This is a genomic window from Roseateles sp. GW821-FHT09H11, from assembly GCF_059415845.1.
The window spans coordinates 46,308-66,998 of the sequence record NZ_JBWKOA010000002.1; the positions used below are offsets into that span (position 1 = coordinate 46,308).

13 protein-coding genes are annotated in these 20,691 nt (G+C 70.6%); 7 read left to right on the forward strand and 6 right to left on the reverse strand.

The genetic code is table 11. The features are described from left to right. Positions 1-41: 41 nt before the first annotated feature. The 3 genes from AC07PR_RS07280 to AC07PR_RS07290 form a co-directional block, all read right to left on the reverse strand. On the reverse strand, positions 42-1,157 hold the full coding sequence (locus AC07PR_RS07280; RefSeq protein WP_377152976.1) for a protein-glutamate methylesterase/protein-glutamine glutaminase: 1,116 nt from the start codon (positions 1,155-1,157) through the stop codon (positions 42-44). Between the two features lie 69 nt (positions 1,158-1,226). Further along, positions 1,227-1,898 carry a chemoreceptor glutamine deamidase CheD gene (gene cheD / locus AC07PR_RS07285; protein ID WP_431104602.1) on the reverse strand — a complete coding sequence of 224 codons (672 nt, stop codon included), beginning with the start codon at positions 1,896-1,898 and terminating at the stop codon, positions 1,227-1,229. Positions 1,899-1,956: 58 nt separating this feature from the next. After that, positions 1,957-2,826 (reverse strand): CheR family methyltransferase, encoded by an 870-nt coding sequence (locus AC07PR_RS07290; protein ID WP_377152980.1) that lies wholly within the window; start codon positions 2,824-2,826, stop codon positions 1,957-1,959. A gap of 184 nt (positions 2,827-3,010) precedes the next feature. On the opposite strand from AC07PR_RS07290, the gene AC07PR_RS07295 reads away from it, so the two are divergent. From AC07PR_RS07295 to AC07PR_RS07305, 3 genes are read left to right on the forward strand one after another with little or no spacing between them, the layout of a single operon-like run. Then, positions 3,011-3,730, forward strand: coding sequence for a GGDEF domain-containing protein (locus AC07PR_RS07295; protein WP_377152982.1), 720 nt, complete (start codon positions 3,011-3,013; stop codon positions 3,728-3,730). Further along, the gene (locus tag AC07PR_RS07300; protein WP_377152984.1) at positions 3,727-4,539 is read left to right on the forward strand and encodes a MinD/ParA family protein; all 813 of its coding nucleotides are present in this window, start codon (positions 3,727-3,729) and stop codon (positions 4,537-4,539) included. The genes AC07PR_RS07295 and AC07PR_RS07300 overlap by 4 nt, the downstream gene beginning before the upstream one ends. Before the next feature lie 37 nt (positions 4,540-4,576). Further along, positions 4,577-5,023 (forward strand): group II truncated hemoglobin, encoded by a 447-nt coding sequence (locus AC07PR_RS07305; protein ID WP_495134885.1) that lies wholly within the window; start codon positions 4,577-4,579, stop codon positions 5,021-5,023. Between the two features lie 44 nt (positions 5,024-5,067). Here the strand turns inward: AC07PR_RS07305 and AC07PR_RS07310 are convergent, their stop codons facing one another. Then, the gene (locus AC07PR_RS07310; RefSeq protein ID WP_495135294.1) at positions 5,068-6,969 is read right to left on the reverse strand and encodes a sensor histidine kinase; all 1,902 of its coding nucleotides are present in this window, start codon (positions 6,967-6,969) and stop codon (positions 5,068-5,070) included. A 59-nt stretch (positions 6,970-7,028) separates the two neighbouring features. Continuing rightward, on the reverse strand, positions 7,029-7,679 hold the full coding sequence (locus tag AC07PR_RS07315) for a response regulator (RefSeq protein ID WP_495134886.1): 651 nt from the start codon (positions 7,677-7,679) through the stop codon (positions 7,029-7,031). Between the two features lie 256 nt (positions 7,680-7,935). Here AC07PR_RS07315 and AC07PR_RS07320 point away from each other — a divergent pair, with 256 nt between their 5' ends. The 4 genes from AC07PR_RS07320 to AC07PR_RS07335 all read left to right on the forward strand — a co-directional run bounded on the left by AC07PR_RS07320 (position 7,936) and on the right by AC07PR_RS07335 (position 19,752). Further along, entirely contained in the window at positions 7,936-9,660 is a 1,725-nt protein-coding gene (locus AC07PR_RS07320) for a ShlB/FhaC/HecB family hemolysin secretion/activation protein (protein ID WP_495134887.1), read from the forward strand. Between the two features lie 5 nt (positions 9,661-9,665). Next, positions 9,666-17,915 carry a beta strand repeat-containing protein gene (locus AC07PR_RS07325; protein ID WP_495134888.1) on the forward strand — a complete coding sequence of 2,750 codons (8,250 nt, stop codon included), beginning with the start codon at positions 9,666-9,668 and terminating at the stop codon, positions 17,913-17,915. 11 nt (positions 17,916-17,926) lie between these two features. After that, the gene (locus AC07PR_RS07330) at positions 17,927-19,267 is read left to right on the forward strand and encodes a hypothetical protein (RefSeq protein WP_495134889.1); all 1,341 of its coding nucleotides are present in this window, start codon (positions 17,927-17,929) and stop codon (positions 19,265-19,267) included. A 101-nt stretch (positions 19,268-19,368) separates the two neighbouring features. Next, on the forward strand, positions 19,369-19,752 hold the full coding sequence (locus tag AC07PR_RS07335) for a hypothetical protein (protein WP_377152997.1): 384 nt from the start codon (positions 19,369-19,371) through the stop codon (positions 19,750-19,752). 115 nt (positions 19,753-19,867) lie between these two features. Here the strand turns inward: AC07PR_RS07335 and AC07PR_RS07340 are convergent, their stop codons facing one another. Beyond that, a complete protein-coding gene (locus AC07PR_RS07340) occupies positions 19,868-20,563 on the reverse strand; it encodes a hypothetical protein (RefSeq protein WP_495134890.1) in 696 nt (231 codons plus the stop codon). Positions 20,564-20,691 lie beyond the last annotated feature (128 nt).

A 20,691-nucleotide genomic window follows, 5' to 3' on the forward strand; every position in this document is an offset into this window, starting at 1 on the left:
ACCGCCGGTCAACCGTCATTCAACCGCCGACCAACCGCACATCACACGCGGTTCATCGACATGCCCGCCGTGCTGCGCAGGCGCTCGATCAGCCGCGTGGCGATCTGGTGCAGCGGCAGCACCTCGTCGGCGGCGCCGGCGTTGATCGCCTCCCGCGGCATGCCGAAGACGACGCAGGTCGCCTCGTCCTGCACGAGGTTGTAGGCGCCCGCGTCCTTCATCGTCTTCATCGCCTTGGCGCCGTCGGCGCCCATGCCGGTGAGCATGATGCCCAGCGCGTTCTGACCCACCACGCGCGCGGCGGAGTTGAAGAGCACCTCCACCGACGGCTTGTGGCGGTTCACCGCCTCGCCGTCCTGCACGCGGGCGATGTAGTTGGCGCCGGAGCGCTCCACGCTGAAGTGCATGCCGCCCGGCGCGATGTAGCCGTGGCCGGGGAGGATGCGCTCGCCGTCCTGCGCTTCCTTCACGCGGATCTTGCACAGGCCGTCCAGGCGCGCCGCGTAGCTGCGGGTGAAACCCGCCGGCATGTGCTGCGTGATGCAGACCGCCGGGCAGTCGGCCGGCAGGTTGATCAGCACGTCCTTGGTCGCTTCGGTGCCGCCGGTCGACGCGCCGATGAAGATGATCTTCTCGGTCGACAGCCGGCCCAGGCTCGCGATCGGCGAGGCGGGCTTGAGCGGCGGAGTCGCCCCTCCCGCCGGCGCGGGGGCGCCCGGCGCGGCGGCCGGACCCGGCGCGTGCAGGCGACGGATCTGCGCCTTCGCCGCGATGCGGATCTTGTCGGTGATGTCCTGCGCCAGCGCGCGGATGCCGTCGGCCACGCCGATCTTGGGCTTGGCGACGAAGTCCACCGCGCCCAGCTCCAGCGCCTTCAGCGTGACCTCGGCGCCGCGCTCGGTCAGCGTCGACACCATCACGACCGGCATCGGTCGCAGGCGCATCAGGCGCTGCAGGAAGTCGAGGCCGTCCATCTTCGGCATCTCGACGTCGAGCGTGATCACGTCAGGGTTGAGGTTGCGGATCATCTCCCGCGCGACCAGCGGGTCGCTGGCGGCCCCGATGCATTGCATGTCGGGCTGGCGGTTGATGATCTCAGTCAGGATGCTCCGCACCAGCGCGGAATCGTCGACGACGACGACGGTGGTCTTGGCCATTGGTTCTTACTCCTCGGTACTTCCGGGCACGCTGCTGCTCCGTGCTGCCTCAGTGGTGTCAGTGTCTTCTCAGAACAGATCGATCGAACCGCCGGTGCTCGCCACCGGTTGCGCCTGCTGCGCCGCGGCCTTGTCCTGCTGGACCAGGGCATCGGTGTTGGTCGGCGCCAGGCGCTTGACCATCGCCTTGCCGCTCTTGGGCAGGAAACACACCTTGCGCGGGTAGACGTCCATCACGTCCTTGGACACGATGGGAATGCGTTCGAGCTTCAGGAAATCGATGACGAAGTTGGTGTTGCGCTCGCCGACGTTGATCGTGTTCATGCCCGCGATCACCGCGCCGCCGCCGAAGATCTTCGCTTCCATGCGGCTCTTGGAAGCGCCGCGCTTCATCATCTCGTTGATCAGCAGTTCCATCGCGAACGAGCCGTAACGGCCCGAGTCGCCGTGCCCTTCGGGCAGCATGAAGTGGTTCATCCCGCCGATCTGCGCGTGGCGGTCCCACAGGCAGGCGGCGATGCACGAGCCCAGCGTGGTCATGACCAGCAGGTCGTCGTTGTCGACGAAGTATTCGCCGGGCAGTACCTTGACCGCGGCGTTCTTGAAATGCGCTTCGTAGAAGAAGAACGACGCCTCGCCGTTCTTGCGCGTCACCGACTTGAGCTGGGCCACGCGGGCCGCGCCGGCGCTGGCCAGCGCCGCGCTTTGCTGCATCGCGGAGGAGGCGGAGGGCAGGGTCATGGGGGTGTCGCTGAATGGGGGTTCTTCGGATCGTCGTGCGGCGGATCGTTCGCGGCGATCAGCCGACGCGCTCGTAGATCGTCTTGCCGCGCAGGCGGAAGAGATCGCGGGAATCGGTGAAGTTCTCGGAATGTCCGACGAACAGCAGCCCGCCCGGACGCATCACCTTGTGGATGCGCTCCAGCACCTTGCGCTGCGTCGGGGCGTCGAAATAGATCATGACGTTGCGGCAGAACACGACGTGGAAGGGATCTCCCAGCGACCACGAGGCGTGCATCAGGTTCAGCGGGCGGAAGTCGATCATCTTCGCCAGCTCGGGGCGGACGCGGATGCGGCCCTCGTTGGCGCCGGTGCCGCGCAGGAAGAACTGCTTGAGCCGCTGCGGCGACAGGCCGCGGGACTCGGCCGCGTAGACGCCCTTGCGCGCCGTGTTCAGGACGTTGGTGTCGATGTCGCTGGAGACGATCTGCACGCCGCTGTTCGCGCCCAGCGATTCCTGGCAGGTCATCGCGATGGAGTAGGGCTCCTCGCCCGTCGATGCCGCGCAGCACCAGATGCGGATCGGCTTGCCGGTGAGCGTCTTGAGGTCGTCGGTGAGCGACGTGAAGTGGTGGTCCTCGCGGAAGAACGAGGTCAGGTTGGTGGTCAGGCAGTTCACGAACTCCTGCCACTCCTGGTCGCCTTGCGGGCCGGTGATGCCCTCCAGCCATTGGAGGTAGTCGGCGAAGCTCTTGTAGCCGGTGTCGCGCAGGCGGCGCGACAGCCGGCTGTAGACCATCGCATGCTTGCCGTCGTGCAGCGAGATGCCGGCGTGCTGGTAGATCAGCTGGCGGACGCGTTCGAAGTCGGCCTTGCTGAAGCTGAACTCATGATCGATCGCCTCCACCGGCGACGGGGCCGCGAGCGAGACCGGTTGACCTTGGCGCATGGGGCTGTTTGGTTTCTTCGAAGAGGAGATGCCGTAGCACCGGGTGATCACCATTGTCGACAATGCTAGTTTGATTGTGTTTGGTCCATTTGATGTGTGAAAGAGGTGGGGGGAACCCCTCTTTTCTGCGCGCTCATTTGAGGGGGAAGCCGCTAGACTGCCCTCGAAATTGCCTGATCTGACCTTGGACGCTCCGCAAAGTCTCATTGCAGCCCACAAGCTGCGCCTGGACCTGGCCCTGCAGCTGCTGCAGCAGGCCGGTGCGATGCTGCCCGACGCGGAGCCGTATTCGGAGCCGTGGCTGCAGGGCATCCTCGACGCCTTGTGCGATCTCTCCAGCAAGGACGCGTTGACCGGGCTGGTCAACCGCCGCAGCTTCGAGATGGCGCTGGGCCGGGAGGTCGATCGCGTGGCGCGGTCCGGGGAACCGGCGCTGCTGCTGATGCTGGACATCGACCACTTCAAGGCGGTCAACGACCAGCACGGCCACGCGGCCGGCGACATGGTGATCCGCGCGGTCGCCCAGTCGATCGCGCAGACGGTGCGGCCGATGGACACGGTGGCGCGGATCGGCGGCGAGGAATTCGCCATCATCCTGCCCAACTGCCCGACGTCGTTCGGGGTGACGGTCGCGGAACGCATCCGGCAGCGGGTGCAGGCGCTGGCGATCAGCGCGGGCGCCGGCCATGCGCCGCTGACCTGCACGATCAGCATCGGCGGGGCGTTCGCGCCGCAGTGGGTGCGGTCGTCGACGCTGATCTGGACGGAGCGGGCGGACCGCCAGCTCTACCGCGCCAAGGCCGAAGGCCGCAACCGCGCCTGCCTCGAGAGCCATGTGGACTCGCTGGTGAGCGCCGAGGAAAAGGGCATGTTGTTCGCCGTAACGCAACAGGATAGTGAATGAGCAATACAACAGCTCCTGCTGCACCCCATGCCCGCGGAGGCGCTCGCACCTTGGCCGTCACGAGCGGCAAGGGCGGCGTGGGCAAGACCTTCGTCACCGCCAATCTGGCGGCGGCCCTGGCCGCGCGCGGCGAGCGCGTGCTGGTGCTGGATGCCGACCTCGGCCTGGCCAACCTGGACGTGGTGCTGAACCTGCACCCCAAGCTCACGCTGCACGATGTCTTCACCGAGCGCTGCACCCTGGAGCAGGCGATCCTGCCGGCGCCGGGCGGCTTCCACGTGCTGCTGGCGGGCTCGGGCATGGTCGAGTATTCGCGGCTGACGCCCGACGTGCGCGACAAGCTGCTGCACATCCTCGAGGTCGTGCGGCCGCGTTTCGACTACGTGCTGCTGGACACCGGCGCCGGTATCTCGGACGTGGTGCTGTTCTCGGTGTCGATGGCGAATGACGTGCTGGTCGTCGCGACGCCGGAGCCGACCTCGCTGACGGACGCGTACGCCACGATCAAGGTGCTCGCGACCCAGCAGGAGCGCCGCCTGGTGCGCCTGATCGTCAACCAGGCCAACCGGCCGGGCGAGGGCAAGCTGATCTGCGGCCAGCTGCAGCAGGTGCTGCAGCGTTTCGTCGGACCGACGCCGGGGCAGACCTTCAAGCTGGAGCTGCTCGGCGAGGTCAAGAACGACCCGATGGTGCGGCAGGCCGTGCTCAAGCGGCAGCTGTTGCTGGAGCACTACCCCGGCTGCGACGCGGCGCAGGGGATCCGCGGACTCGCGTCGAAGGTGCTGGAATACTCTGCGGGTCACGCCTGACCCCCTCCGCCTCGCGCTTCCTGCTCCCCGCTTCCTGATGACCGATTCCACCGATACCGGTGCCGCCGACGACACGGCGAGCACCGAGGACACCCCGACGGGGGACGCTCCCGCCACCCCGTTCGAGTGGGTCGGCGGCGAGGACGCGGTGCGGCGACTCGTCGACCGCTTCTACGACCTGATGGACCTGGAGCCGCGCTTCGCGCAGTTGCGGGCGATCCACCCGACGACGCTGGACGGCTCGCGAGACAAGCTGTTCTGGTTCCTCTGCGGCTGGCTGGGCGGGCCGGACCACTTCGTCGAGCGCTTCGGCCATCCGCGCCTGCGCGCCCGCCACATGCCCTACCGCATCGGCATCGCCGAGCGCGATCAGTGGATGACGGCGATGACGCAGGCGATGGCCGAGTGCGAGCTCGACGTCGAGCTGCAGCGGCGTCTGGCCGCCTCGTTCGCGAATACCGCGGATTGGATGCGCAACGTCTGAAGCGTGGTCGGGCGCCGAACGGCGTCAGCCGCGGCGATCGGTGACTACGCGGGATCTCCGGTTCGCGGTGCCAGCGGCAACCACAGGCTGAAGCGCGTTCCCTGGGCGCCCGATCGCCAGTCCACGCGCGCGCCGATCGCCGCCGCGCGGCGCTGCTGGTTCTGCAGGCCGCGCCCGCGACCGCCGGCCAGCTCGGCGGCCGCGTCGAAGCCCTGGCCGTTGTCGACGATCTCCACGCGCACGCCGCCTTCGTGGGTGGAGGTGCTCAGGCAGATCTCCGATGCGCGCGTGTGGCGCAGCACGTTGGCGATGCTCTCCTGGACGATGCGCATGATGTGCAGCGCGCTCGACGGTTCCAGCCATGACAGCTGCGGTACTTCGCGCACGTCCCAGCGCAGGGCGACGCCGCTGCCCTCGAGCCGCGGCTCCAGCCGGAAGCGCAAGGTCGCGAGCAGCAGCAGCAGATCGGCCTCGACCGGCTCCATCGAATCGATCGTCAGCTTCAGGTCGTCGAGGCAGTCCTGCAACACACGCGCCACGTCGCGCTCGGGCAGCGCGCCGCGCTCGGCGCTCCGGATCGCGCCGATCAGCGCCGCGCCCAGTCCGTCGTGCATGTCCTGCATCAGGCGCTGACGCTCGTCGCTGACGGCCTGCCGACGCTCGATCTCGCGCAGGCGACGGTGGCTCTCGTCGAGCTCGGCCTCGCGCGCGGCCAGGCGCTCGGCCAGGCTGGCGTTGAGGTCCTCGACGGTGGCGATCGCCTGCACGTATCGGCGGTACATCAGCAGGCCGAAGACCGTCAGCGCCACCGCGTTGGCGTAGGCGCCGAGGTACCAGCCTTCGGGGCTGACGACGTTGTTCTGCAGCGCCCAGTCCGACATCCCCAGCAGCACGCACACGCCGATGCCCGCGGCCACGAGCCGCCCCTCGCCGGAGCTCTTCCAGGCCGCGCGCGCACCCGCGGTGCCGACCACGATGCCCATGCCCGCGACCACCAGGTAGAGCAGCGGCGTCACGCGCGGCGTGTTGGGCAGCAGGCCGGGCAGCGGCAGCGTCGCCACGCCGACCAGCACCGTCACCGCCACCAGCGCCCGCGTCATGCCCCGCATCGGCTGGCCGTGCAGGGATCGCAGGAAGAAGTGGACGACGGTCACCAGCCAGAACAGCGAGTTGACGGTCAGCCAGGCGAAGGCGTCGTTGGCGACCGGGAGCGAGACGTAGAAATGCAGCCCGCGCAGGTAGGACGTCGCCGCGAGGTTGAAGAACAGCAGGTAGCCGGTCTCGTGCGGGCGGCGGATCCAGACGAACAGCGCGAAGACGCCGATCGCCGCGAAGCCCGCGCCCAGGATCGCCGGCAGGTCCAGCTGCAGCCAGGCCCGCAGGTGATGGCGGGCGCGCAGCGCATCGACGGGCCCCAGCCACAGGCTGGAGACCGCGACCTGGCTGCGGCTGGTGTGCTCCAGCCGGATCAGGATGTCATGGACCGGCCGGCCGTCCTCGGGCGGTTCCAGCGACACCCAGAGCGGCGTGCGGGTGCTGTTCCACAGCGGACCCTGTTCCTGGGCGCGATGGACGAGGCGGCCGTCGGCATAGACGGCGATGGTGCCGTCGGTCTTGATGCGCGCACCGTAGAGGCCCAGCTGGCCCGCGAGCAAGCCGCGCGGTGCCGGCGGCACGCGCACGCGGAGCCAGGTCGTGCGCACGGCCGCGTCGCCTTCACGCGCGGCCTCGGCCTGGCCCAGCAGCGCCACCGGCAAGGCCAGCGGCAGCGACACCGGATGCCAGTCCTGCGGCAAGGCGGCGGCGTCCAGGGTCGCCGTTGGCGCGACTCGTCCGGCATGCTCGGAAACCTGCCAGTCAGCTTCCGTCAGGTGCAGCGCGGGGCTGAACGCGCGGTCGATGAAAGCGCCGAACGCGACCGCGGCGACCACCGCCGCCAGCACCAGCGACACGAGCAGCACCAGCCACGCGATCGGGGAGGGGCGGGGGGAAGAGCGGGACGGCGTCACTCCGGCAGCCATCCCTGCGAGCGCGCCTCGAAGATGGCCTCGGCCTTGGAGCTGACCTTCAGCTTGCCGTAGATGCGGCGCACGAAGCTGCGCACGGTGAACGGGGACAGCGCCATGAGGTCCGCGATCTCGGCGGTCGAGAAGCCCTTGGTGATCAGGCCCAGGACCTCGTTCTCGCGCACGGACAGCGGCGAGGCCTCGGCTGGCACGGCGCGCGCGGCGTCCTGGCGGAAACGCGACAGCACCTTCCTGGCGATGATGGGGCTGATCGGGCTGCCGCCGGCGGCCAGGCTGCGGATCTCCTCGACGATGCGCGCCGGGGCGCTGTCCTTGAGCAGATAGCCCGAGGCGCCGGCCTCGATCGAGCGGATCACGTGGGTCTCGTCGCCGAAGTTCGTGCTGACCATGATGTGGCACGCGGGCCAGTCGCGCGCGGCGGCGCGGATGACGTCGATGCCGGAGCCGTCGGGCAGGCCCAGGTCCACCAGCAGCACGTCGGCCGGCGGACCGGCCAGCAGCGCGAGGCCCTCGGCGCGCGTGACCGCGCGGCCCGCCAGGCGCATGCCGGGCGAGTCCTCCACGACGTGGCACAGCGCGTCGCCGAAGCCCGGATCGTCCTCGACCAGGATCACGTGGATGAGCGTCATGAGCGCATCGTACGGAGAGCCGGCGGCGGTGGCGGCCGGGAGGGGCGCGGCGGGGGCGGTGGCGTGTGCGGTTTGCATCGGATGGCGATTGTCTGGCGCCCGGGAGGTGGCCGTGTAGTCCGTTCGTTCTACGCCTCCCGGGAGGGGCCGCGCCTACGATCGCGCCGCTGCCACGACAGCCTCCACGAGAGAAGAACAACGAGCAAGAACAACGAGGGACCGCCCGCGCAGAGGCCGACGGTCCGAGGGAATCCGCATGCGTCCATTCCGTTCCGCCGTGCTCGGCGGCACCGCCCTGGCGTTGGCCGCCGGCGCGGCGCTGGCCCAGCAGAGTCCGCCGCCGCTGGCCCAGCAGAGTCCGCCGCCGCTGGCGCCGCAGGTCACGCCGCGCGATCTGCGCCCGCCCGAGCCGGCCGCGTCCGCCGCGCCGCTGCCGGTGCCCGCGCCCAACGCGGTGCCGGCGCAGGCGCGCGACCTGCAGGTCAGCGTCGACGAGGTGCGCTTCAGCGACGGCTTCCCGGAACTGGCCGCGGCCTCCGCGGCGCTGGCGGCGCCGCTTCGCGGTCAACGGCAGACGGTGGCCGCGTTCTATCAACTGGCCGACGCGGTGGAGGCGCTCTACCGCGAGGCCGGTTATCCGCTGGTGCGCGTGGTCGTGCCGCCGCAGCAGGTGAAGGACGGCGGCGTCTTCGAATTGCGCGTGGTGGACGGCTACCTCGAGCGCATCGATGCCACGGCCGTGCCTGAGCGGGCGCGCCGGGCCGTCGAGCAGACGCTGGCGGGCCTGCTGGGGCGACGGCATCTGCGCGGCGAGGCGCTGGAACGCGCGTTGACGCTGGCGGGTCGCGGGCCCGGCCTGCAGATGCGCAGCGCGCTGGGCGCGGGCCGGGAAGTCGGCGGCACGGTGCTGGTGCTGGAAGGCGAGCACGCCGGCTCGGCGATCACCGTCTCGGCGGACCGGCGCCTGAGCGAGTCGCTGGGGCCGTGGCAGACGACGGTCCAGCTGCGCCTGAACCAGGCGCTGGGCCGCGGCGAGCAGTTCTACACCTACGTGTCGGGCGGCAAGGACTGGGGCACCGCCTGGCGCGACGACGCGCCGCGACGGGTGCTCGGCGGCGGGGCGATCCTGCCGCTGACGGCCGACGGCCTGAGCCTCAACCCGGAATTCACCGTCTCCGACACGCAGCCGCGGGCGCCCGCCGGCGCGCTTCGCTCGCGCAGCCAGCTCGAACGCTACAGCCTGCGCCTGATCTATCCGCTGCTGCTGACGCGGGCGCAAGAACTGACCCTCACGGGCAGTGTCGACGCGAGCCGGCAGATCGATTCGCTGCCGGACTTCGACTTCGTCATGAGCGAGGACAAGCTGCGCGTCGGCCGGATCGCGGCGGATTACGTCCGCAACGGCGAGTCGGCCCGGCTGCGCCTGGGCGCGACGCTGTCGCGCGGTCTGCCCGGACTCGGCGCCCGCACCGCGGCCGACATCGCGGCCACCGGTGTGCCGGTGTCGCGCTATGGCGCGAGGCCCTACTTCACGAAGCTGGAGCTCAACGCCAGCGCCGACGTCGAGCTGCCCTGGGGCCTGGGCGCGCGCACCTCGGCGCGGCTGCAGAGCGCGCTCGGCCACGTGCTGCCGAGCGCCGAGCTGTTCAGCCTGGACGGCGAGGACGCGCTGTCGACCTTCCGGTCCGGGGCGATCTCGGACGACAACGGCTGGACCCTGCGCCAGGAGCTGTCGCGGGCCTGGACGCCGACCGTCGGCGGCGCGGGCCTGCAACTGCAGCCCTACGTCTTCGCGGCGCTGGGCCGTCCGTGGTCGGAGTTCGCCGGCACGCAGGGCCACCGCCTCGCCGCGTCCGGCGGCGCGGGCCTGCGCACGCGCTGGCGCGGCGCCGAGCTCTCCATCGAGGCCGGCCGCCGCCGCTACCGCCCCTTCGGCCTGGACGAGTTCCAGGCGTTCGTGAAAGCGCAAGTCCAGTTCTGACGACCATGACACGCTCCCCGCACTCCTCCCGCGCCTCGGCGCAGACCCGCCCGCGCCTGACCGCGCTGACCGCCGCCATCCTGGCCGGCCTGATGCCGCTGGCCGGCGCGCAGACGGCGTCACTGCCGGTGCTGCCCGTCCTGCCGAAAGGCGGCAGTGTCAGCGCCGGTCAGGCCACGATCGTCGCGCCGAACGGCAACCGGCTCGACATCCAGCAGAACTCTCAGCGCGCGGTGCTGCGCTGGGACGCGTTCTCGATCGGCGCGGGCGGCGTCGTCAACTTCAACCAGCCCAACGGGCAGGCGGCGACGCTCAACGTCGTCACCGGCCCGCTGGGCTCCGAGATCGCCGGCACGCTGAAGGCCAATGGCAGCGTCTTCCTGATCAACCCGCAGGGCATCGCGATCACGGCGACCGGCCTCGTCGATACGCGGGCCGGTTTCGTCGCCTCGACGCTGGGCCTGTCCGACGACGACTTCATGGCCGGGCGGCTGCGCTTCAACGGCCGCGGCGCCAACGTGCTGAACCAGGGGCGCATCGTCACCGGCGAGGGCGGTCAGGTCGCGCTGCTGGGCGGCCGGGTCGAGAACGACGGCCTGATCCTCGCCCCGCTCGGCAAGGTAGCGCTGGGCAGCGCCTCGGCCGCGACGCTGGACTTCTCCGGCGACGGCTTCCTGCAGGTGATGCTGCCGGCCGACGCGGTCGACGGCGACAGCCGGCCGCTGATCGGCAACGGCGGCCGCATCGAGGCCGGTCTGGTCGCGCTGCGCGCGTCGACGGTGCGCGAGGCCTTGCGCGAAGCGATCCACCTGCCCGGCACGATCCGCGCGACCACGCTCTCCGGCGTCGACGGGTCCATCGTGCTCGACGGCGGGGCCGGCGGCACCGTGCGTGTCGGCGGCACGCTGGATGCGTCCTCGGCGACGGCGGGCGGCGGGCGCATCGACGTCACGGGGCATGACGTGGCCCTTGCCGGCGCAACGCTCGATGCCAGCGGCGCGACGCGCGGCGGCCTGGTGCGTGTCGGCGGATCGTTCCAGGGCGGACGCGCGGACGCGGCGCTGGCGGACAGCGACGGGCGCTACCTCGGCCGTTTCGGCGTGCTGCCGCTGCTCGCAGCCGCAGACCGCGTCGGCATCGACGCGGACAGCCGCATCGACGTCGCCGCGCACGGCGCGTCAGGCGTCGGCGGGACCGCGATCGTGTGGAGCGCGAGCGCCACCCGGATGCTGGGTCGACTCGATGCGCACGGCACGGTCGCGGGCGGCGCGGTGGAGATCTCGTCCGCGTCCACCGTGCAGGCGGTGGCGCTGGACCGGTTGCTGCTGGGCCGCGGCGCGCGGCTGCTGCTGGACCCGCAGGACATCGTCATCGGCGACGCGGCGGCGGCCACGTCGCCTGGCGACATCGGCTTCAACGACAACCCCGGCGGGACGACGACGCTGAATTCCGGCGACCTCGCGTCGCTGCTGGGCGCTGGTGTCAACGTGCGTCTGCAGGCCAGCCAGGACATCACCTGGTCGACCTTCTTCACGGGCATCTCCCGCGGTCCCGGCGGCGCGGCGGCGGGCGACCTGACGCTGGCGGCGGGCCGCTCGGTGATGCTCAGCGGCGCCTTCAGCAACGGCGGCGGCCACTGGACCATCACCGCCAACGACACGGCCGCTCACGGCGTCGTCAACGCGGAGCGCGGCGCCGGGCTCGCTTCGCTCGACCTGAGCAACGCGAACTTCATCACCGACAACGGTCCGCTGACGCTGCTGATGGCCGACGGTGCCGGCAACACCGAACGCAGCGCCGGGGCGTTGCGGCTGGGCGCCTTCGCGGGCGAATCGCTGTCGGCGACGGTGATGCCGACGGCCAGCTCCGGCGGCCCGATGCCGGTGGAGATCGTCATCGGCGGCAACGTCTCGGTCGCCGGCACGGCGACGCTGAGCGGCGCGCTGAAGGTCAGCGGCGGGAGCCGGGTCGAGGGCCATGTCGTGGACTGGACCACCGAGGCCACCGACAGCATCGTCGGCGAAGGCCTGTTCCGCTTCGTCGAGGACGGCATCGTCACGCGTCTGGCGCGCCTGGGCAGCGTCGACGCCACGCGCGTGGCGCTCGGCAACAGCGTCGGCGGCGCGGTCACCCGCGTCTACGGCGATGCCGATCCCGACGCCGAGCACCTCGGCCGCGCGCCGGTGCATCAGGTGGGCGGTCCGGCGGCGACGCTGGACGGGCTGTTCCTGTCCGGCTCGTTGTCGGTCAGCGGTCCCGGCGTGACGGCGGCCGCAGGCAGCGGCACGCTGACGCTGGCGGGCACCGGCGCGGCGGCGTTCGATCCGATGGTCCTCGGCAACTTCTTCGTCGACATGCGCAGCGCCACGCTGCCGCTGACGATCACGCGCCGGACGTTGACGCCGACGGTCTCCGCCGGCAACTACGTCTATGGCGCGCCGGCGTCGGTCGTGAGCCTGGCGGGCATCGTCAACGGCGACAGCGTCGCGCCGATCGCCACGCTGGGCGGGCAGGGCGGCGTCGTGATGAGCGCCAACGGCGGCGGCTACGGCTTCGGCGAGCGCGTCGGCGCCGGGTCCTGGAACTTCGCGTTGACGGGTCTGGGCGGCACGGCGGCGTCCAACTACGCGATCGACCTGGGCGGCGGCGTGAGCTCGTCCCTCACCATCGCGCCCAAGCCGGTGAGCTTCTTCGTCGGCAACGCGACGCAGACCTACGGCACCGCGTCGGCGCTGCCGATCTCGGTGCTCACCGGCGTGCTCTCCGGCGACGACGTGAACGGCGTGGTGGGTTTGAGCACGGGCGGTTCGCCGATTGCGGCAGGCGCGCGCCTGGCGGCGGGCAGCTATGCGGCCTCCGTGACCGCGCTGGCCGGTGCCGCGGCGTCGAACTACGTGCTCGCCGTGAGCGGCAACAGCGACGGGGTGTTCCGCGTCGATCCGAAGGCGCTCACCTGGTCGGTGTCGGACGTCAGCAGTGTCTATGGCACGCTGGCCACGCTCGGCGTCTCCAGCTTGGGCGGGGTGCTCTCGGGTGACGTCGTGACGGGCATCGTCGCGTCGAGCGCCGACGGCAGCACGCCGTTCTCGCTGGCCCCGAACACGCGCGCCGGCACCTATGCGGAGATCGTGACCGGCCTGAGCGGCGCGCAGGCGGGCAACTACACGCTGGCCTCCGGCGGCAATGCGCCGGGACGGCTCGTCGTCGCGCCCAAGACGATCACCTACGTCGGCGGTAGCCTCGAGCAGATCTACGGCCAGACGTTGCAGACGCCGGCGCTCGTCGGCCTGCTGTCGGGGGACGCCGTGGTCGGCACGCAGCGCTTCGACGTCATCGAGCCGCGCGCGGCCATCGGCAGTTCCTCGGCATGGCCCGTGGGTCACTACGTCACCAGCGTGGCCGGCCTCACCGGCGCCGACGCCGGGAACTACGTCATCGCCGGCAGCGGCAACTCGGCGCTGGACATCATCGTCAAACCCAAGCCGCTGACCTATGTGGCGACCGGCGGCGGCAATGTCTACGGCGCCTCGCCCGTCGCCAGCAGGCCTGTGTTGAGCGGCATCGTCGGTGCGGACGAGGTCGAGGCCCTGCCGAGTATCGACATCGGCGGCAATCCGCAATTCCTGTCCGCATCCACGCGCGCCGGCACGTACACGTTCGGCGCGACGACCGCCTCGCTGACCGGCGCGGCCGCCGGCAACTATGTGATCGCGACGAGCGGCAATGCGCCGGCGAGCTGGATCGTCTCGCCCAAAACGCTGAGCTGGAGCGTGTCCGCCGGCAGCGCGATCTACGGCGACATGCCCACCGTCGCGGGCAACGCCACCTTGCTCGCCGGCGTGCTGCCGGGCGACAGCGTCGGCGCGCTGTTGACGGCGCTGGACGGCGGCGGCGCCGTGGTGGCGCGGCCGACCGTGGGCGGCACCTGGTGGGCGGGCGTCAACGCGCTCACCGGCGCGGACGCGGGCAACTACACGCTGGCCGGCACCGGCAACGCCGTCGGCGCGCTGACGGTGACGCCGCGGCCGGTGAGCTTCTCGACGGCCAACGCGAGCTCGGTCTACGGCAACCTTGCCACGCTGGGCGCGGTGACGCTGGGCAACGTGCTCGCGGGCGACACGGTCGGCTACACGACGGCGCTGCTGTCCGGCGCCACGCCGGTCGCGCTGACCGATCGTACGCATGCCGGCGTCTACACGGAGGCGGTCACCGCCATCACCGGCAACCCGAACTACGTGCTGGCGACCGGCGGCAACACGGCCGGCGCGCTGACCGTGCAGCCGCGTCCGATCAGCTACATCGCGCAGGACGCGACGGGCACCTACGGCACCGCGGCGACGATCGGCGCCGCGTCGCTGCTGGGCGTGCTGTCCGGCGACTCGGTGAGCGCCGGTCCCGCCGCGCTGCTGGCCACCGGCACCGCGCCGACCGACCGGACGGGCGCGGGCCGCTGGACGCTGGGCCTGCGCAGCCTGGCCGGCGCGGACGCGTCCAACTACGTGACGACGGACGTCGGTTCGACGGCGGCCACGTTGACCGTCGCGCCCAAGCTCGTGACCGTCACCGTCGACGGCTACTTCCAGAACGTCCGATACGGCACGATCGCGCCGGACGGCACGTTCTCCAACTTCAATCCGACCTACGGCATGGTCGGCTCGGACCTGCCGATCGCGCGAGGGGCCGTCAACGGCGTGCTGGCGGGGGACCAGGTCTCGGTCGTCACGAGCGTCTCGTCGATGCCGCGCTCCAGCAGCGGCGCGCTCAACGTCGGCACCTACACGATGACCGGCACCGGCCTGACCGGCGCCGACGCGGGCAACTACGTGATGGCCGGCACCGGCAACCGGGGCGCGACGCTCACGGTGAGCCCGATCGCGATCACCGGATCCGCCTGGCTGCAGGGGCCGAACAGCCTCGCCAACCTGTCCACCTACGGCAGCTCGGACCTGTACAGCTTCCGGTCCTCGTTGTCGAGCGAGCTGAGGCCCGGCGACCAGGTGTCCGTCAACGCCTGGCTGACGCTGCCCGGCGGCAACGTCACGACGGCGCCCGCACGACTGCCGGTGGGCAGCTACCCCACCAGCGGTGCGCTGCAAGGCGCCGATGCGGGCAACTACACGCTGCGGCCGTCGTTCGGCGACTTCGTCGTGCGGCCGAAGCCGGTCACCGTCACGACCCCCGACACGACCTCCACCTACGGCGACGTGCCGCGGATGCCGACCAGCAGCGTCAACGGCGTGCTGTCGGGCGACCAGGTCGCCGCGCTGACCAGCCTCTTCGATCCGGTGAGCTTGTGGGAACGGACGCCGGCGGGCCGGTACCCGGTCCGTGTCGACGGACTGGGCGGCGCGGACGCCGCGAACTACACGATCGCCCCCGGCAACCTGATACTGCCTGGTCTGCCCACGTCCAACACGGGCTACGTCAACGTCCTGAAGCGCGAGATCGGTCGCTCGCTGGACAGCGGCAGCCTGGACATCCTCTACGGCAGCGGCCTGCCGGCACTGCACCTGACCACCGGGATCCTCCCGGGCGACGAGGTCAACCTGGGGACGGTGGCCGTCGCCACACAGTTGCAGGGACGGACCGTCGGTCCGGGCTTCGAGTATGCGATCGACGACAAGCTCAACGTCGGCAGCTACCTCTACGTCGCGCGGCTCTCGGGACGCGACGCGGCGAACTACTACACGGCCAGCGGCTCCACCGGCATCGCCGTGATCACCGTCGCGCCCAAGCCGGTCACCGTCTCCATCGACGCGATCAGCACCGTCTACGGCACCTACGTCGCGCCGGCGGTGTCGGTGTCGGGACTGATCCGCAACGACGCCCTGTGGGTGAAGCCCGACTTCCACGTCGTCAACACCGCGGGCGAGATCAACTACGGCGAACGCACCGCCGCCGGGGACTACCTGCAGGTGGTGCTCGGCCTGAAGCAGGTGGGCCGCCCGGACAGTGTCATCGACCTCAGCAAGAACTATCGCTTCGTCTCGACGGACGGCGCGACGGCACCGCTGAGCATCGCCCGCAAATCGCTGGTCTTCACGCCGGCGACCGTGGCGAGTGTGTATGGCGATCCGGCCCGGCTAGGCGCGCTGACGGGCGTGCTGGTCGGCGACGACGTCGGCGTGCGCGTCGATGCCGGCGGCGACTTGCAGAGCCAGGCGGTCGGCAAGGGCAACGATCCGCTGATCTATGCGCCGCGATTGGACGCCGGCGGCCACGGCTGGACCGGCTCGTTGACCGGCGCGCAGAACAGCAACTATGCGGTGAGCCTCCTCGGCGGGACCTTGACCGTCGCGCCGCGGCCGGTGACCTATGGCATCGGCCCGTCGGGCTACACCTACGGCGGGTACATGAGCAACTGCTCCCGAAGCGGTTGCACGCCCTGGGCAGTGTTCGGCGACGGCGTGAACCTCGGCAGGGCGACCTTCGAGAACCTGCTGCCGGGCGACGCGATCGACGGCACGATCGGATTGGTCGATTTCTCGGGCAATGCACTGGCGGCGGATCGCTACACCCACGCGGGCCAGTACTTCAAGGTCGTGAGCGGTCTGACCGGTCCGGCGGCGAAGAACTACCGTGTGGCCGACAGCGGCAGTCTGCCGGGCCTGCTGACCGTCAGCCCGATGCCGCTGAGCTACAGCGTCACCAGCGCGATCTACTTCGACCAGTTGGTCGGCACGCCGGGCATCGCCACGCTGCGCGGGCCGGACGGCCCCTTCAGCGGCCCGGACGTCCAGCCGGTGGTGACCGCCTACGATCCGCAGGGCAAGCCCGTGAAGGACCTCAGCCAACTGGTGCCGGGGCGATATGTCTTCCGCGTCACCGGCCTGGCCGGCGCTGACGCGAGGGATTTCCAGATCATCGGTCCGGGCTACAGCGGACTGCCCTACACCGTCAGCGAGCCCGGGACCCTGGACGTGTTCACGTCGGCGATGCTGGGCGGCAGCTTCAGCGACACGGCGCAGCAGATCCCGACGATCCCGCCGCTGCCGCAGCCCGCGCCCACCGTGGTGCCGCCGCCGCTGAGCGGTTGGGTCCACAGCGGCAAGACCGGCCAGACCGAGGACTTCGGCCGCAACATCACCGGGACGGGCGTTGCCGGCGACGTGACGATCGGACCACGAGGCGGCGGTGTCAGTGGCTCGGCCAGCGGCGTCGTGGAGACCGGCGTGGCGATCGGCGGCGTCGACCTGTCGACGCAGGCCAGCGGCGAGATCAGCGGCCTGGCCAAGTTCGGCATCACCGGCGTGAAGCTGGAGGCCAACGCCAGCGGCCACGTCGACGTGACCATCACCAGCGGCCCCGGCTACGTCACCGTCGGGGCGCAGGGCGAGGCGTATGTGATCGGGAACCTCGGCCGCAACGGCGTGCAGATCGGCGCCGAGGCGCGCGCGGGCGTGACCGCGCAGACGGGGGTGAGCGGCAACATCAGCGGCCTGGGCGACGCGCGGCTGAACACGACAGTGAGCACCTTCCTCTTCGCCCGCGCCGACGAGCAGTACACGCTCCGCGACGGCCGCGTGGTGCAGCGCTTCGACAACGCGGTCGGCGTCGGCTCCTCGGTCGGCGTCGCCGCCGGGGTGACGGGCAGCACCGGCTCGGTCGGCGGCGGCGCCACGGTCTACACGCCGGGATCGATCGGTGGCACCTTCAATTACTCGATCGGCATCTCGGACGGCGCGATCAGCGTGTCGCTGGACCTGGGCGCGCAGCTGGGCTTCGGCGGGCTGGGCTTGTCGCTGAACTTCTCGATCAATCCGATGGGTCTCGCGGAGGCGATGACCGACAACGTCGTGGGTCGCACGGTGCTCGGCGTCTTCGGCATGAATCACAGCGAGCCCGACAACCATTACTCGGCGGCCGATTCCAGGTACGCCGCGTCGATCACCGATGCGGCGGCGCGCTTCAAGTACCTGGACGAGAACGCCCGCTGGCGTGATCGCCCATGGAACTATCTCTACGACGAAGGGGTCCGCAAGACCTGGGACAGCATGCAGGCCTTCTACAACAGCTACAGCTCGATGATCAACCGCACGCAGGCGCTGATCAAGAAGGAACAGACCGACCAGGCCACGTTCCTGAACCTGCTCCGGACCAATCCGCAAGCCGCCGTCGACATGGCCCACAACTCCGACTTCGCGGGCGCCAATCAGCGCGAGGAAGCCGCGCTGCGCGGCATGGCCGCGGGCATGGGCGTCCAGCTGGCGGTGGTGGACGGCAAGGTCACCTACGTCTCTCCGACCGGCCGTTGAGGATCATTCGAATGAACTTCCTTTTCCGATTCTCCCGATTCTCCCGACTCTCCCGAACCCTGCGCCTGCGGGCCGGCGTGGCCGGAGTCGCCGCCGCGGCGGCGATGGCCTCGGTCGTTCCCGCCGCGTGCGCCGCCGACATGCCTTTTGAAATCTCGCTCACCGGTCAACCGACCCGTTATCTCGTCGAGGGCCGTCCCTATGCGATCACCGGTCACGGCGAAGCGCGCTTCGGCATGAGCCTCGCGGAAGTCCGCGCCGTGGTCGCGCGTGAGTATCCCGAGACCGTGTCGCCGCCGCGGGAGTACGTCGATCCCGACAGCGGCGGCGTCGACCTGCTGGTGCGGGTCGCCGCGCTGCCGCGTGTGCCGGCGCCGACGCCGGTGCTGCTGCGCTACCGCTTCGGCGCGGCCAGCGCGCGACTGGTTGCGATCGATGTGGAGTGGACCACCGACGGGCCGTCGACGCCGGCGCAGCGCGCGGGGCTCGTCGAGGCGGCCCGCGCCGTCGGCGCCACGATGGCCGGCTGGCGCTGGCCGCCGCTGGCGACGCGGCGCGGCCATCTGCTGCCGGACGGGACGCTGATCGTGTTCTCGGGCAAGGACTTCGAAGGCGCGGGCGCGGAGATCCGGCTGCTGGGGGCGGACGTGGACGTGGAGGCGCGCGAGCGCACCGCGACCTCGCCGGCACGGGCGCGCGAGCATCGCGTCGCATCCGCGGGACCGTCGCAGCTACGCCTGCGGGTGGTCGCGAACGTCGACCGGCCCGATCCCTATCCCGCGATGGATCCCGCCTCGGCCGCCGCGTCGACGGCGGCCGCGGGCGCGTACCGGGTCTCGGGCTTCCGCTCGGCGCTGTTCGGCATGGACGAGGCGGGCCTGCGCGGTGCGATCCAGCGCGATTTCAAGGCGGCCCCGGAGGCGATCCGTGTCGTCGAGGACCCGAAGGCGGGCAAGCGCGCGCTGGTACTGCGCCTTGACCAGCTGGAGCCCGGCCCGGTGCCGGCGACCGTGACCTACATCCTGGACCAGGCATCGGGACGGCTGACCCACGTCAACGTGGTGTGGACGACCGACGCCGCGCCCGACGAGGCGCTGCGCCTGCGCATGGTGGACGCGGGCGGGCAACTGGCCCGCGCGTTCCAGCAACTGGGCTGGCGGCCGGGCACGACCGTGTCACGGATGGAGGCGGACAACCGGCAGGCGCTGCTGTTCGCCGGCGTCGACGCGCAGGGCGGGGCGCTGGAACTGCGGATCTCCGGGGTGCCGATGCAGCGCGCGGGACAGGCGCCGGTCGTGCCCGAAGGTCCCGCCGTCCTGCGCGCGGCGTTCTACGCCACCGTCGGGAAATGATGTAAACGGTCCCTGCAGCGTGCATATCTGACACTGCCGCCCCTCCAGGCGGGGGAGTCGATGAACACGGCCGCACGGCTTCGTCTACCGTCCGATCCATCATGTACACGCTGCTCCACGACGATGAGGTCGGCATCGAAGCCAATCCCGACCTGATGCATGTCCGGATCGACGACGGCCGCCTCTGGCTGTCCGACGATGCCCGGGAAGACATCGAGGTCTGCGCCGGCTACTGCCCGGACACCGACAGCCCCATCCAGATGCTGAACTTCCTGCGCGCGGCCTGCGTGCGGTTGCAGCATGTGGACATGGATGGCGAGGAGGCGGAGCACGCCTTCATGTCGTTCTGCGTGCTCAAGGGCCTGGAGCACGCGATCGAGACTCACTGGCAAGGCGCCGAGTCGGTCGGCGAGTTCCGCCCCGAGCGGCTGCTGATGGCGTTCACGACGCCTGTGTCTCCCTACGGCAGCCTGATGCTCCACTGAAGCCGTCGCCCGGAAGGGTGAAGCGCTGAACGCATGAAGAAAAACGCCGGCCACGCAATGCGCGTGCCGGCGTTTTTTTGTCATTTCAGCCTCTGCGCGAAGCCAGCTTGGGATGTCAGTCCATGCGGAAGGCGAAGTCCTGCTGGAAGCGGTGCTCGCCCGGGCAGACGTAGCGCGACTTCAGCGTGCCCTCGATGGCGTTGGAGAACGCGCGGCGGGTGCGGGCATCCATCGATCCGCCGAGCGTCTGCAGCTGCACGGCGACGACGCGGCCGCCCTGCACGTCAGCCACGGCGCGGAACACCGCTTCACCGGTCCAGTTCACTGCGGGCATCTCCGGCGCCGCCATCTGCGTACAGATCGCGCCAGGCGTCTTGAGGGTGGTGGGCGGGGTTGTCCGGGTGGGGGCCACCTCTTGCTTCGCGCCGGGGTCCGTCCCCTCTGACGGCGTGGATGTCCTGCCGTCGGTCACCCCCACGGCGACGATGACCGGCTCTGTCGTCTGGATGATGTCCACCGGAGGAATCGGTACCTCGACCATGCGCGGGGTCTGGATCGTCGGCTCGGGGATGTGCAGCGGCTCGGCGGGTTTGCGCTTGTCCTCGGGTTCGACGATCGTCTTCAACTTGATGAGCGGCGGCGCCTCGACGGCGTGGCGCTGGAAGCCCTTCACCAGGGCCCCAACCATCAGCAGGTGGACGAGGCCGACCAGGATGAGGCCGGTGGTGCGGGCATTTGGAGCGCGCATCCGGCCGCGGATGCGGACCGCGGTGGCAAGAGCCGGAAAGGTCGGCGACGTGGACATCGACATGCGTGTTCCCTCCCCATCGAAACGATGGCTGCGTGGTTGCGGAGACTCAATTTGTTGAGAACGGTTCTCGACTACGCCGGCATGTCCGCAGACTAGCCACGCGGGCACGGCGATGCAATCGCGTGTTC

Coding starts and splice junctions, on each gene's coding strand:
- AC07PR_RS07335 (WP_377152997.1), top strand. CDS start 19,369: ATGTACACGCTGCTCCACGACGATGAGGTCGGCATCGAAGCCAATCCC.
- AC07PR_RS07300 (WP_377152984.1), top strand. CDS start 3,727: ATGAGCAATACAACAGCTCCTGCTGCACCCCATGCCCGCGGAGGCGCT.
- AC07PR_RS07330 (WP_495134889.1), top strand. CDS start 17,927: ATGAACTTCCTTTTCCGATTCTCCCGATTCTCCCGACTCTCCCGAACC.
- cheD (WP_431104602.1), bottom strand. CDS start 1,898: ATGACCCTGCCCTCCGCCTCCTCCGCGATGCAGCAAAGCGCGGCGCTG.
- AC07PR_RS07340 (WP_495134890.1), bottom strand. CDS start 20,563: ATGTCGATGTCCACGTCGCCGACCTTTCCGGCTCTTGCCACCGCGGTC.
- AC07PR_RS07280 (WP_377152976.1), bottom strand. CDS start 1,157: ATGGCCAAGACCACCGTCGTCGTCGTCGACGATTCCGCGCTGGTGCGG.
- AC07PR_RS07315 (WP_495134886.1), bottom strand. CDS start 7,679: ATGACGCTCATCCACGTGATCCTGGTCGAGGACGATCCGGGCTTCGGC.
- AC07PR_RS07325 (WP_495134888.1), top strand. CDS start 9,666: ATGACACGCTCCCCGCACTCCTCCCGCGCCTCGGCGCAGACCCGCCCG.
- AC07PR_RS07320 (WP_495134887.1), top strand. CDS start 7,936: ATGCGTCCATTCCGTTCCGCCGTGCTCGGCGGCACCGCCCTGGCGTTG.
- AC07PR_RS07290 (WP_377152980.1), bottom strand. CDS start 2,826: ATGCGCCAAGGTCAACCGGTCTCGCTCGCGGCCCCGTCGCCGGTGGAG.
- AC07PR_RS07305 (WP_495134885.1), top strand. CDS start 4,577: ATGACCGATTCCACCGATACCGGTGCCGCCGACGACACGGCGAGCACC.